The sequence below is a fragment of the Erysipelothrix larvae genome, assembly GCF_001545095.1.
Lineage (GTDB): Bacteria > Bacillota_I > Bacilli_A > Erysipelotrichales > Erysipelotrichaceae > Erysipelothrix > Erysipelothrix larvae.
Genome location: NZ_CP013213.1, coordinates 881778 through 895846, shown reverse-complemented (window position 1 = coordinate 895846; position 14069 = coordinate 881778). Strand labels below are relative to the sequence as shown.

At 37.5% G+C, this 14069-nt stretch carries 14 protein-coding genes; 1 reads left to right on the top strand and 13 read right to left on the bottom strand.

Features of this window, described 5'->3' with window-relative positions; all coding sequences use genetic code 11:
- Positions 1-4 precede the first annotated feature (4 nt).
- From AOC36_RS04070 to AOC36_RS04040, 7 genes are all read right to left on the bottom strand, one after another.
- Complete coding sequence (locus tag AOC36_RS04070; RefSeq protein ID WP_067631685.1) at positions 5-2155, bottom strand: penicillin-binding protein; 2151 nt, start codon at positions 2153-2155, stop codon at positions 5-7.
- A gap of 2 nt (positions 2156-2157) precedes the next feature.
- Positions 2158-2460: a cell division protein FtsL gene (ftsL, locus tag AOC36_RS04065; protein ID WP_067631684.1), complete on the bottom strand. Its 303-nt coding sequence runs from the start codon at positions 2458-2460 to the stop codon at positions 2158-2160.
- Positions 2453-3364 (bottom strand): 16S rRNA (cytosine(1402)-N(4))-methyltransferase RsmH, encoded by a 912-nt coding sequence (gene rsmH, locus AOC36_RS04060; protein ID WP_067631682.1) that lies wholly within the window; start codon positions 3362-3364, stop codon positions 2453-2455. The genes ftsL and rsmH overlap by 8 nt, the downstream gene beginning before the upstream one ends.
- A complete protein-coding gene (mraZ, locus tag AOC36_RS04055; RefSeq protein WP_335338933.1) occupies positions 3364-3786 on the bottom strand; it encodes a division/cell wall cluster transcriptional repressor MraZ in 423 nt (140 codons plus the stop codon). Before mraZ ends, rsmH begins: the two co-directional genes overlap by 1 nt.
- Positions 3787-3967: 181 nt before the next feature.
- Positions 3968-5176, bottom strand: a complete 1209-nt coding sequence (locus AOC36_RS04050; RefSeq protein ID WP_067631678.1) for a 6-phosphofructokinase — start codon at positions 5174-5176, stop codon at positions 3968-3970.
- A 194-nt stretch (positions 5177-5370) separates the two neighbouring features.
- On the bottom strand, positions 5371-5745 hold the full coding sequence (locus AOC36_RS12610; RefSeq protein WP_067631676.1) for a prepilin-type N-terminal cleavage/methylation domain-containing protein: 375 nt from the start codon (positions 5743-5745) through the stop codon (positions 5371-5373).
- Between the two features lie 44 nt (positions 5746-5789).
- Complete coding sequence (locus AOC36_RS04040; protein WP_067631674.1) at positions 5790-7442, bottom strand: GspE/PulE family protein; 1653 nt, start codon at positions 7440-7442, stop codon at positions 5790-5792.
- A 42-nt stretch (positions 7443-7484) separates the two neighbouring features.
- Between AOC36_RS04040 and AOC36_RS04035 the strand changes: the two genes are divergently transcribed.
- Complete coding sequence (locus AOC36_RS04035) at positions 7485-8237, top strand: prepilin peptidase (protein ID WP_067631672.1); 753 nt, start codon at positions 7485-7487, stop codon at positions 8235-8237.
- A gap of 3 nt (positions 8238-8240) precedes the next feature.
- Here the strand turns inward: AOC36_RS04035 and AOC36_RS04030 are convergent, their stop codons facing one another.
- The 6 genes from AOC36_RS04030 to AOC36_RS04005 are packed head-to-tail and all read right to left on the bottom strand — an operon-like array spanning position 8241 to position 14027.
- Complete coding sequence (locus AOC36_RS04030; protein ID WP_067631670.1) at positions 8241-8879, bottom strand: hypothetical protein; 639 nt, start codon at positions 8877-8879, stop codon at positions 8241-8243.
- A 1-nt stretch (position 8880) separates the two neighbouring features.
- Positions 8881-9438 (bottom strand): hypothetical protein, encoded by a 558-nt coding sequence (locus AOC36_RS04025; protein ID WP_067631668.1) that lies wholly within the window; start codon positions 9436-9438, stop codon positions 8881-8883.
- Positions 9435-10316 carry a type IV pilus biogenesis protein PilM gene (locus AOC36_RS04020; protein WP_067631666.1) on the bottom strand — a complete coding sequence of 294 codons (882 nt, stop codon included), beginning with the start codon at positions 10314-10316 and terminating at the stop codon, positions 9435-9437. The genes AOC36_RS04025 and AOC36_RS04020 overlap by 4 nt, the downstream gene beginning before the upstream one ends.
- Positions 10317-10328: 12 nt before the next feature.
- Positions 10329-11516, bottom strand: a complete 1188-nt coding sequence (locus tag AOC36_RS04015) for a type II secretion system F family protein (RefSeq protein WP_067631664.1) — start codon at positions 11514-11516, stop codon at positions 10329-10331.
- A 2-nt stretch (positions 11517-11518) separates the two neighbouring features.
- Positions 11519-13621 carry a hypothetical protein gene (locus tag AOC36_RS04010; RefSeq protein ID WP_067631662.1) on the bottom strand — a complete coding sequence of 701 codons (2103 nt, stop codon included), beginning with the start codon at positions 13619-13621 and terminating at the stop codon, positions 11519-11521.
- The gene (locus AOC36_RS04005) at positions 13587-14027 is read right to left on the bottom strand and encodes a PulJ/GspJ family protein (protein WP_067631660.1); all 441 of its coding nucleotides are present in this window, start codon (positions 14025-14027) and stop codon (positions 13587-13589) included. Before AOC36_RS04005 ends, AOC36_RS04010 begins: the two co-directional genes overlap by 35 nt.
- Between the last annotated feature and the right edge of the window lie 42 nt (positions 14028-14069).

The following is a 14069-nucleotide window of genomic DNA, read 5'->3' as shown; positions in this document are numbered from 1 at the left end:
ACCCCTATTCTAACGTTATTTCAAGGACACCACCGGTCTCAACAACAGTGCCTTGAGGTATTGATTGCGACTTCACATAACCACTTCCTGATGCTTTAAGCGTTAAGGAAACTGTATCACTAAAGGCACGGACTTCTTTCATTGTCCACCCTGTCATATCAGGCATAATAATATTGCTGGTCGATGTGAACAGTAATACTTTATCACTTCCCATGTAACTTTGTCCATCCTTAGGATATTGATTAATGACTGTTGATCCATCGCCAAAAATAATCGGTGTAATCTTGTTTTCTGCAAGTCTATCTTTAGCAAGCGTTACAGGAAGGTTAATGAGATTTGTCATTGTAAAGGACTCACCTTCAGGAACATAATCCGTTTCTCCTGAAGAAATTGGATAGGTTGAAACTACTTTACGCACCACATTTTTCATGATGTTTGCAGAGTTACGTGTTGCATGATTTCCGGTTTGATATGCAAAATACATCATATATTCAGGGTCTTCATAAGGGAATCCTAATGCAGCTGAGAATATATATTGTGAACGACTATAAGCACCATCAATTACAAGTTGTGCTGTCCCTGATTTTGCCATAACACTCACTTCATCCATTTTAAAACGGGTTAAATCTACTGATTCAACATTTTCATACATCAAGTCACGAACTGTTTGTACCGTTGACTCTTTATAAACTTTATTCAGTGTTTGCTTTTGAGCTTCATATTCGATTGTATTATTTGCGGTATCAATTATTTGCTTCACAAAATATGGTTTAACTACAGTTCCATCGCCAAAAATTGCCGAATAACCTTGAAGAATTTGGAGCATGGTAACAGTTGATCCTTGGCCAAATCCATTGTTGATTTTTTCACGTGGTCCATCCCATACCAAATACCCTGTTTCATCCGGAATTCGATCTGATGTGACATTGTCAAAGAATCCCAGTTCAAGTAAATCGTTTTTCAATTCTTCTGGATTTAAATGATTGACAAGAATATCAGCAATCCCAACATTGGATGATTTTTGATACCCGAGGTAATGTGTAATTGTCCCATATTGTTCATAATCCGCATTATTAACAACACCAATGTTTTTTTGTCCACTCGTGACACGGATTGCTTTTCCATTGGCATCAAGCCCGATATAGAATGGACTTGAATCGAAGGTTGATGTTGGTGTAACTGCACCATTATCTATCGCAGAAGCGATTGTAAAGGTCTTCATCGTTGATCCAGGCTCATATTGATATTGAGTCCCACGATTAAGATAAGTTGTTTCTGGATCGGTTGCATCAAAAGCTGGACGATCTGCAAATGCAAGAATTTCACCCGTCTTGATATTCATAACCGCTCCCCATGCTTCTGAAGCATGGACAAGATCCGAAGTAAGCAGGGTTTGAAGCGCAATCTCAAGTTCTTCTTGAATCCCACGATCGATTGTTAAGACGACATCCATTCCATTGATGGCATCTCTCGATAAATTCTCAAACGTTTCAAATCGATAATTATCACTGTCTTGACGAAATACAACAGAGCCATTAACACCTGTTAGGATGTCATTGTAATAGCTTTCGATACCCATAATACCATTTTGTTCGCCACTTTCCTCATCGAAAATTGAGCGTCCAATTAGGGTTGTAGCAAGCGTATCGGAAAGATAGCTTCTTTGAACAATCTCATAGAACCCTAGACCAGAAATGTCTGAAGCCTCGAGTTTTTGCTTTTGTGATAATGATAAGTATTTACCTTTTGTTCCAAATTGAACTTCTTTTGATCCTTCGGAATTTAAAATTGCCAGCACATCATTGTATTCAGAATCAATGACTGAAGCAATGATTGTTGCAGCTGCTTCTTTATCAACGACATGGGCAGCATCACCATTTGCACTGAATCGATCCGGATCAATGTTTGCATACAACGTATAGGCTGTCACATCTTGAGCGAGGATATTCCCATTACGATCAATAATGTTCCCCCGTTTCGCAATGATGTCCTCCTCAACAACATACATGCCTTCTACTTTATCACGAATGCTTGTGGAAGAGTTAATATGCCATCCAAGGATTGAGACAACAAAAACGTTTGCACTAACGAGTGCAAACACAATTGTTACAACTAAAAATGATAATAAAATTCGAATATTAGCACGTCTTTTCATCACTAATTACCCTTAACATAGAGTCGATTGTTGTGATTGAATTCAAGCCCTCCTTCTTGAGCCATTTGAACTACCCTAGCATAACTTGACAATTCATTTACTTGTCGTGCAACGTCTTGATTTTGTGCTGTTACTTCAGCGATTTTATTATTGATACTGTCGATTTCTCTTAGCATTCTTTGATTTTCAGACCGAACAAAAATGACGGTAATAAATGAAAATGCTAACGCAAGAAATAAAGTAAGTGCCGCAACACTTCCTAATCTTAAGGTTCTCTTTTTTCTTACTTTTACTATTTTAGCCATCGTATTCAGTCCTTTCTATGACTCTCAGTATTGCACTGTGTGAGCGATTATTTTCATCAAGCTCTTTCAAACTTGGCTTTATTTGTTTACTAATCCACTTAAACTTAGGTTGACTCACCTCAATTTGTGGAATTCTTGGATTTACTTTTGGTGGTGTTGCCACTTCATTGAATCTTTGTTTTACGAGTCGATCTTCAATGCTATGGAATGTGATTACCGCAATTCTTCCACCCACCTTGGTGTACTTAATTGCATCCTGGAGTGCATTTTCGATATCTTTCAACTCATTATTGACTTCCATACGGATTGCTTGAAATGTTTTCTTCGCTGGATGTCCTTTTTTTAGTTGGGATGAAGGGTAGGCTTCCTTAACACAACTGACTAATTCAAAGGTAGTTTCTATCGGTCTATGTTTTAGAATTGCTTTCACAATCCCTTTCGCATAACGTTCATCTGCATATGTTTTTAAAATATCTACAAGTTTATCTTCGTTATATTCATTGACTACTTCATATGCACTCAATGTTTGTGTTTGATCCATTCGCATATCAAGCTTTGCATCAAAACGATAACTAAAGCCTCGATCGGCATCATCAAACTGTGGGGATGATACACCTAAATCAAAGAGAAATCCATCGACTTTATCAATGCCTAATTCATCAAGGTGTTCACCAATTGTAGCGAAACTGTCATGAATGAGGATGGGCTTTACACCCAGTAATTTTTTTGATTCTTCAAGTGCATCTGTATCTTTATCAAAAGCAATAAGTGTTCCGGTTGTAAGTTTCTCTAGAATTTTTGTACTGTGTCCTGCTCTGCCTAATGTACCATCGACATAAATGCCCTCTGGTTTAATATCCAAAGCTTCGATTGATTCATTAAGGAGCACTGAGTAATGCTTCATTAGAAGAAATCCGTGAGCGTTTCCGCTATCTCTTCAAAATCTTCACTTGCGTTAGCATAATATTCATCCCAACGCGTTTGATCCCATATTTCAACATGGTCACTTACACCAACGACAACACAGGCTTTTTCTAGACTTGCTTCTTTCACGAGTGGTGCTGGTATACAAATACGTCCTTGTGCATCAACTTCACATTCTGCAGCTTTTGCCATAATCATGTGAACGAATCGTCGTGCTTCACGTTTTGTGGATGGTAGTTGTGATATCTTTTCATATACTGATTTCCATTGGTCTTGGGTATAGATTGCAAGGCACCCATCGAGCCAACGTGTAACGATCATAATATCTCCAAGTTGTTCACGGAATTTCGCAGGAACAATAATTCGATTTTTCTTATCCAAATTATGTTGGTATTCACCCATGAACATCTGAATTCACCACTTTCTTCCACTTTATACCACTTCGTACCACCATTATAGCATAAAAATAGACAATGTTCATAAAAAAGCACCAGAACCTGGTGCTTAATTCAATAAATTATTTTCTGCTTTTAATAAAAAAAATAGAGCAAATAAAAAGACTCCTCAGATGAGGAGCCTTTAATTAACGCATGTAGTAAGGAACTACGTGACGTGGTAATCCACGTTCGTCATAAAGCACAACTGGTTCGCCCACTAATAATGGTGCAATGTAGTCGATTGCTTCTTGAGAAATCCCTGCAAAATCAGGAAGTGCCCATTCAGTTGGGAAGTTTTTAACATGGTTTGCGACATTTGATGCATCAGTTGCAAAGAACTCAACATCATACTTGTCACCTTCAACACGTTTAACACCAACCATTTTACCTGAGAATGATTTATCAGCAGAACGCATATGTGCTGACATACCAAGTTTGAATGATTCTTCAACATCAACAAGTGATTGTCCAACAGCGTGTGAACGTTGAGCATTTGCTAAGTCTTGTACTTTTGCACGCTCAGAAATTCCAGCTTCTAAAATCATTTCACGAAGTGCAGAACCTGCGCCACCTAAAACAGCGTGACCAAAGAGGTCATTTTTGCTTTCGCCAGCAGCTAAGTAAGTACCATCAGCATAACGAACACCTTCTGATACTACAATGTAGCACTTGTTCTTTTCATCGATGTGTTTTTTAACAGTTGCTAAGAATGCTTCTTTATCAAATGCGATTTCAGGCAATACAAGAACATCAACATTTCCAGAAACACAAGCACTAGCAGCAAGCCATCCAGCATCGCGACCCATTGTTTCAAGAATAAATACATCTTGACGTGTGTACACTGTGCTATCTAACCATGTTTGTGCAGCAGTTGTTGCGATGAATTTCGCAGCACTTGCGAAACCTGGACAGTGATCAGTAACCATTAAGTCATTGTCGACAGTCTTAGGACAACCAACAAAACGACGGTTTGTGATTCCATTCTTTTGAGCATATTCGCTTAAAGCGTATACTGTATCCATTGAGTCATTTCCACCTGTGTAGAATAATGTTTCAATGTCGTATTTTTCCATAACTTCAAAGAGTCTTTCGAAGTCTTTCACGTTTTCACGTTTTAATTTATAACGGCATGATCCTAATGCACTTGATGGTGTTTGACGAAGTACTTTATTTTCGTCCTCACTCATGTGTGTTAGATCTACAAACATTTCTTGTAGAATACCTTCAATACCGTGTAAACCACCGTAAACTGTATCATAAATAGGGTTCAATTGGTTTGCCTTAACAACACCTGCAACCGTTGCATTGATTACAGAAGTAGGTCCACCAGATTGAGCAACTAAACAATTTGCCATATGTAAATTCTCTCCTTCGTTTTCCACTTAATATTATACACGAAAATGTAAAATAACCAAGCCTTATCAGCGATATAACACTATTTATCACATTTCATTCATATTCCCACCTAATGACAAAAAGCCTTTGGATTTTAACCCAAAGACTTGTGATTGTATGTAATAATCGTCACCCTAAAAGTAAAGTGAGAATGTTACTCTGTTGGAGTTGTAAATTCGCTTCCATTAAATGTAACATCATTGTAGGTTACACTTGTAATTTCGCCATTGGTAACAGTAACCGATGCTGTTACGTCAGCAGGAACTGTAATATAAGCCTTAGCCTTTCCATACACATTAGCACCAGCATCTGTTGCATTAAGGTCAACGTTTTCTGTTTCAGCAACTAAAATTGCAGCAGTATAGAGGTTACGAGCATTTGCTTCATCACGTGCATGTTCTGCACGTGCGATGTATCCTGAGATGGTTGGGATTAAGATGAGTGCTAAGATTGCAATAATCGCGATAACTACGATTAATTCTATTAATGTAAATCCTTTTTTGTTTTTGTTGTTTTTAACTAATTTCATAATATTTCTCCTCTTTCTTAGTTAATATAAATTACGGCTATCCCTTAATCGATACTGAACAAGATTCGCCGTGCTTCTTGTACAGTCGTTTTGCCTTCTCTTACTAAACGAAGAATATCATCTTGTAAGAATTGGCTGTCTTGCGTTTTAGCGTACTCTCTTATTTCCTGAGCTTTTGCGCCAGATGCTATCATGTCTTGAATTACTTCATCGACAAATACAATCTCAAACACAGCAGACCGTCCAAGGTATCCTGTGTGGTCGCATCGCTCGCAACCACCTCCTTTCATAGTATGTGTTAGATTTGGATCTCCGAGTAATCGTCGGTCTTCAGGGGATGTTTCTTCTTTAGTAGCACAATGTGGACATACTTTACGTACCAAACGTTGTGCGAGAACTGCTTTTACTGAAGATGCAACCATAAACGGCTCAACGCCCATATCAACAAGTCTTGCGATTGATGCAATTGCGTCATTTGTGTGCAATGTCGACAATACAAAGTGCCCTGTGATTGCGGCACGAATGGCAATTGTTGCGGTTTCTGTATCTCTAATTTCTCCGACCATGATGACATCCGGGTCTTGCCTCATAATAGAGCGTAGTCCTGTAGCAAAGGTTAGCCCAGCACGTGGGTTAACTTGTACTTGAGTGATGCCATCAAATTGTTTTTCAACAGGATCTTCGATTGTCACTACACTGCGTTCTCGTGTTGCGATTTCATGAAGGAGCGAGTACAAGGTTGTTGTTTTACCACTTCCTGTAGGTCCTGTTAGTAATAAGATTCCATTTGGAACTTGAGATATTTTTCGTAGTTTATCCTTAATTGTGTCGGATATGTCAATTTTGGATAATTCATATTGAACGTTACGATCGGAACCAAGAAGTCGAAGCACAATCTTTTCACCTTTGGGGGTAGGAATTGAACTTGCACGAATATCGATTCTAAGAAAATCGGTTTGAATCCTGAACGCACCATCTTGTGGTGATCGTTTTTCTGCAATATTCATGCCTGATATGATCTTGATACGCGTAGTAATTAAGTCATGCAATTCTTTTTTCAATGTCATTTGGTCACTGAGAATGCCATCGATGCGGTATCGAATTTTCGTTACATCTTCTTCCGGTTCAATGTGTATATCTGATGCATTGAGTGATTGAGCATTCGAGATGATTTGGTTCACCAGTTTAACAACCGGTGCTGAATCAACGCGCTGCATCAGTTGTTCTTCTTGAATGCTTAGTTTATCTGCTTCAGAAATATTCTCATCGGTAAACGAATAGACAACCCCAATGCCTTGTTCAATCTTGCTAAGGGGTGAAACAATTGGACGGGTGTCAAGTCCAGTTATCATGCTTAAGTCTTCAAATGTTGCGAAATCAAGGGGATCATTGGTCGCAGCGTAGAGCGTTCCATTTTTGATATATAATGGCAAAATTTTATTGGCTCTAACAAATTCACTGGAAACGACATCTTGTATACCATTCTCTACAAGTGAGAGTGGTTGCTCTGAATAATGAAATCCGAGTTTGTCAGCAAGTACTGTTAGCAACTCATTTTCACTTATCAATTGCATTTCTATAAATATTTGACCTAATTTCTTATGGACTTCACGTTGAATTTCCAAGGCATCATCAAGTTGTTCTTGTGTGATGAGATGGTCATTTACTAATAATTCTCCAAGTTTTAAATTTTTCATCCGAACCCACCTTTCTTTTGGTATAATGTCTCTGGTGATACTATGAATGAAATTTATATGGTTTTTATTGGAATTCTTGGTCTCGTGCTTGGTTCCTTTTATGGCGTTGTGATTGATCGACTTCCAGCAAAGCGAAATATAGCGACTGGAAGGTCAGAATGTGACAACTGTCATCATGAACTGGGAGCACTTGACTTAGTTCCAATTTTTAGTTTTTTGATTCAGAAAGGGCGCTGTCGATACTGCAAGACAAAGTTATCTTGGCGCTATCCGTTGCTTGAGGTTCTTACCTCACTCACCTTTCTATTAAGCTTTATGCGATTTGGATTAACTCTACAGACTGCACTTGCATGTGCCCTTGCGTCAATCCTCATCATCATCACATTCATAGATATCGATACAATGATTATCAATGATCGTTTTCATGTGCTGATTTTCCTTTTGGGACTTATTCAATTGTTCTTTTTAGAAGGTAACTTGATATCCTCACTGGTTGGAACCGTGATCGTCAGTGTTCCACTTCTTATCATTGCCCTAATAACAAAGGGAATGGGTGGTGGTGACATCAAGCTTATGGCCTCCAGTGGTTTTTTGCTTGGTGCAACAAACATTGTGGTTGCCTTCTTCATTGGTGTGATAATCGGTGGATTATATGGTATTTTTGCTTTAGCTTTAAAGTCTAAAGGGTTGAAATCTGAAATACCCTTTGGTCCTTATTTATGCTTTGGAATCTTTTGCGCATATTTGATTGGTACTGAACTTGTGAGCATGTACCTGTCGCTTTTTATTCGTTAGCAATTAATCAATAAAATAAATATCTAAATTTAAGGTGATTGTGCTTGTTGCATCACCTTTTGTATAGGCAATTGAAGAAATAAAATAGGTGTTTCCCATTTCATTGACCGTGTCAATGAGTTGTGGAAGGTTGGCTTCACTTCCATTCATTGTAATCGTGATGGTTTGTTTTAAAAGTTCATCAGCAATCGTTTCAGATGTTCCCCCTTCTGATTTCACATTCTTATATTGATCAAAGAGGGTTTTCAACGAATACTCAACGGTTGATTCATCGGCTGAAATGACTTGAGGAACCGTTGGTGCAATCTCACCATAACTGATGGATTGAATGGTGAAGCCTGCAGTGGATAAGGTGTCATTGAGAAACTGATCAAATTCACTCGGTTTTACACGAACTGATATCTTTGAGAGAAGGTCATCGGTTTCTTTGATTGACTCAAGTTTTCGTTCACTCAACGCGTCTTCTTGATTGATTAAGGATTCAATGCGCATCTTTTCTTGATCCAGTGTCGATTTTTCAAGGGAAAGTGTATTAATTTCCTCTTGAAGTGGAACGATCCATAGTGGAACACCCACACCAATAATCAATACGAACCCCAACATAAACAACAATAATACTTCGCGTTTTGATAATTTACTCATCTTAATAATCCCCCTTTAGTACCACTAAGAAGTTACTTGAGAAGACATTTCCTGATGATGTGTAGCCTTTGTAATCAACTGTCTCAACAAAATCAAGTTTCAAAATCTTATCAACAAATTCGGATGGACCATTGTTGGTTGTTGAAGCAATGGTCAATGAAATTGCAGCACCATGAAAGCCGATGGATTTTAGTGTGACACCATTTGGTAAAGCTTGTGTGATTTGCTTGATCATAGCGCCACTGATGGATTGTTTCTCATCAAATACGGAAACAATATTATCCAAAGCATCACTGAGCTGTGTCATGGTACTGATATCGGTTTGGATTGCTTCAGCCTTTTTCACAACGTCTTGATTTGAAGTGTTTGTGACATAGGATGAGAGTTTCTGAATTTCGTTTTGAAGGGATGTTCTATCCAATGTAAGCTTTGTACCATAACCACCAATAATTAGTCCTAGAGCCAACAATACCACCACATATTTTAAGTTTTTAGAACGTGACCGCCGGCCTTTTTGACCTTCTAAATAGGCATCATATAAGTTAATGTGCTTTTTCATAGAAGCCCTCCTAACCCATTTCCATAACCCATGAAGTTTTTAGTGGATGTTTTAACATAGTCTGTGATATTTGTGCATTTTACGTTCATATTCGGATCATCATTATAACGTGCTGTGACGATAGGATATCGGTTTCGATTTCCAAGCAAGACAATTTCAGAGATTGCTTGTTTCGCTTCACCTTCATGCTGTTGTTTAATGTTATCGATGATTTGGTAGATGCGATTTGTAACAAGTTCGATATTTGCATCTTCTTGGATAAAGAAAGTTCTAAAGAGTAATAACTCTCCATTCATAAAGAGATAATTACGCACATAAGAATCGTTAATGTCGATGACCAGTGACGATAGATTCTTGTTTACAAGTTCGAAGGTTTGGATAAAGTGAATCATTGTTGAGACGGAGGCATCGATTGAGTCGATTTTAATTTTTAACATTTTAAAGAATTGTTCAATTGAATCGATTGTTTCACCACTCAATGCACAGGCAAGGACACGTTGTTTTCCATCCTTTGTTCTGACATCTGACAAATCACGATAGTCCACAACATAATCACTGTTAAGATTAAGCAGTGTAATCATTTCATTTTTTATCAGTGTTGATTTTTGTTTCGCTTCAACTTTTGGAATCGTTAGGTCACGCGTAAGGATTGATTTGTTATTCATTATCACGCGTACTTTTGTGATCACAAGATGATGTGCTTTAATTGCTTCTTTAATTTGTTTAATGATGTCATAATGATTTAATAGTTTCCCATCTTCTATGATCGGTGTATCAAAATCAATTCGAAAGTCGGTTGCAAGGTTTATTTTTTTCTTAGCATGTTTTCCTGCTAAAACCAGAATAGACTGATCTCTTATTTCAATTACATATTTCATAATTTTCTCCACTTACTGAACATATTGATACATGGTAAAGATTGGTTGCATGATTGCGATTACGATAATTGCGACCATAATGCCTAAAATGATAATCATCATTGGTTCTACCAGTCCTACAAGACGTGTCATTGCGGCTTCAGACTCTTCATCAAAGTAGTTCGCTATCTTAGACAAAATGCCTTCAAGGTCTCCGGTTTCTTCACCGACACGAATCATCGTAGGTAACATTGAATCAAACTCTTGAATTGCTTCGATTGAATTTGAAATCAGCTCACCACGACTAACTTCTACATAAACTTGTTCAAATTGCTTTTCTAAATAGGTATTTCCAATGACACGACTTGTTAAATCAATCATTTTGAGTGCAGGAATACCATGCTTATATAAAGATGCAAATGAGCGTGCAACCCGTGCTGAGTAAATCGTTTTCATAAGCTCACCTGCAATTGGGATTCTCAAGATTGATTGATCTATTTTTAAGCGTGTTTCTTTATTTCGAATCATTAGATAAGTCCCACCACCCAGTGCTAAAACAATCATCAATACAACATACCAACGGTTAATCATGAAGTGTGATATCCCTAATAATACGCGTGTTAATGCTGGCATCGCAGATTCTGGGAAAGATGATGTGATGCCTGGCAAGACAAATACTACAAGTATTACCACAACTGCTATTGACACAACTAAGAGAACCACCGGATAAATACTCGCACTTCTTAGTTTGCTTTTTACTCGTTTATCGCGATCATATTGACGCGACATGGTTTCTAAGATTTCGCCTAGGGAGCCACTTTGTTCGCCTGATTGAATCATACTAATGAGTAAGGGATCAAAGACCCCTTCTTGTCTTAGCATCGCAACAGACAGCGCGTTTCCTTTTTGAACTTCTTCATAGAGATTACTGTAGATATTACGTTCTTTAGGCTTTCTAGTTTTTGATTGAATCATTTTTAAAGCTTCAATTAGCGGAACACCTGCATTTAGCATGGCACTCATTTGATAACAGAATACAACTAAAGCGCTGAGTTTTAGTCTGAAATGATTTTTCGAGAAAGATTCTACCAGTTCATAGTCTGCACAATAATTCCCGCGTTGCTTTACAAGACTTAATAATTGATTGACGTTGTCTACTGGTAAAACATCCGTTATCGTTTCACCATTTGGTGTAATCATCGTGACTTTATAACTTGGCATCTTTAGTCACCTCCTAATTCTTTTGAAGAACCCCATGTTAGAATTTTTTGATTTGTTCCTGGATTGGTTGTTCCCGATCCATTCCCACCGCTACCATTTGTTGAACCTGCAATAACTGGCCCTAAAATGTCTTCAAGTGTATTTTTGTCGAACTGTTGATTGAAGGATAAGTCACCCCAATCGCCAAACTTGAAGTTTTTCACAACAATAAATCCAGTGGTAAGTCCACGATTTTCGAAGATGGCTTTTGGTGCAAAGATTAAGGGACTGTTTATATCATTCCCTGAGCCACTCTTGTTTATACTTGTACCATCAATTGATACAAATGCTCCTTTGAATGGTGAGTCAAAGGTGACATTTAAGTTTTGTGAATAAACAGAAGCATACAAATCAAACCTTTGATTATTACCTAAAGACAAGTTATAAAGCGAACCATCTGTGTTATAAACACTTTTGACGAAAACTTTGAACTTAGTGGGGTCATTTTGATTTTCGCCACCTTCGGTGTTATATAAGCCGAGTTGAAATATTGATAGTGTTAAATCTGTTGGTTTAGTCACACCATTGTTACCTGTCACATATACCGATAGTGAACCGGTTCCAACAACTTTGAGTGATGCATTTACAATATTGAACGATTTGACGACTAAAGATACATCTTTATCACCTACGTTAATCGTTAATGTTTTGTCATTGACTCCCTCTGTAGGAACTTCCACTTTAAATGATTCAAATGAGTAGACCTTTTGAGAACCTTGTGATAAATCGAGTGTTCGATAATTTGTTTGATACGCGATTTCGCTATAATAGCGAAACTCGTTATTTGCACTGACTATTTCAAACCGTGTTCCCTCATTCCCTGGAGGTGAAACTGTAATCGCCTTTCCAGTTTGATTGTATGCATTAGCGCTTGTTGTTTCTGGAAACTGTGGCATCACAACAGTAGGAACGTAATCATCCACGATATCTGGTTTATCCATATTGTCTAAAACAAAATCAGACTGGAAATAGATACCATAGTCTAAAGCATTATTACTTGATGTTGGTTTTTCTCCAAAAATACTGACTGGATTAATGTTTGATTTGGGATAAATACTGCTGTCCGAATAGAAACTCATATCCCAAGGGTTAAAGTTGAGTTGTTTATAAAAAATGACCTTGCTTTTAATCTTTTCATATGCTGCAGCATTAAATGCGTTGTTAGTATCTGAGTCCGTTTTGTAAGTGATTACCGATGAAAGTGAATTTTTATATTCTTCTGGCACTAATACATAATCGATGGTATTAAGCGCATTTACGTAACCTAAATTAACATAAATGGATCCACCTTTTTTTAATACAACTGTGTGTAATGAAGCATTTCCACTTTTAGTATTTATCTCAATTTTCCCCGATGTAATAAGTACACCACGTAAAGTAATCCCATTTGGTATGGTGATATTGTTGTTGGTGACAACAGCTGAATTAATAATGATTTCACTCGTGAAATCGATGGGCTTATTTGTAATTACAGGACCAGTAAGGGTTGTTCCATTTGCCGGAACTCCCATAGCTGTATTTGAAGTAGCTGTCAAATCGATTGTGATGAGTCCATTTGAATTAAAGCCATCGTATTCATATTCTCCAGATGAAGATTGAGTGAAAACAAATGATTTTGAAACAGTTCGTTCACTATTGTTTAAAGTACCCTGAGACGTCAGTGTAAACGTTGCACTTGTATCTGCCACTTGATCCAAAACTAAATGAATCTTAGCAATAGCAGGTTTGTCCATCACTTGACCATAATCACTTGTAATCACGCCATCAGGACTTGCACTGTTTGACACAAGGAAATCTGTAACGAGTTGGGCGAAATTTCCACTATAATCTTTGGTTGACGTGTTGATGAAGTCTGTGATTTTATCGGTGTATTCGCTCAATCCTGTTTCCGCAACATAGTAAGCAGATTCATACTGATTCGTTGTCACAGCACGTTTTATATTGCTTTGAGCTGCAATTGCACTTGTACTCACGATTATCATGAAGAATAAGAACAATATCACAACTGTAATCAAGGTTGATCCTTTCTTACTATGAAGCAGTTCTGAGATAGATTTTCTGGTCATATTCAATAGCTCTCCCTTCATATACTCCTTTAATATAAATATCAATTGCATCTGATAATCTTTGCGTAATAGTAAATGTTTCAATATTGTTCGTAACAAAATCACCGTTTCTTGTTAGTGTGTTTTGTGATAAACAGTAGATTATAGGCACATCAAAATCATTTTCACTAATCGTTGTGCAATTTGATTCTGTACTTACCTTGATTGATTGTGACGATGTGCGAATGTCTTTTTCTATTTTTAGTCCAGCAACTCGAACTGCATCTTGTGCAATTAGAAAGTTCTCTTGATTCCTTTGAATGTTCAGAACATAAATTACAAAGGTTGTCAGAATCGTGAGGACAATTCCAGAAATAAGCATTGCAATGATTAATTCAATTAAAGTAAATCCTTTACGATCCTGCATATTCTAACCACTCCATTGTCTCGAATGATTCCCCATTCGAAA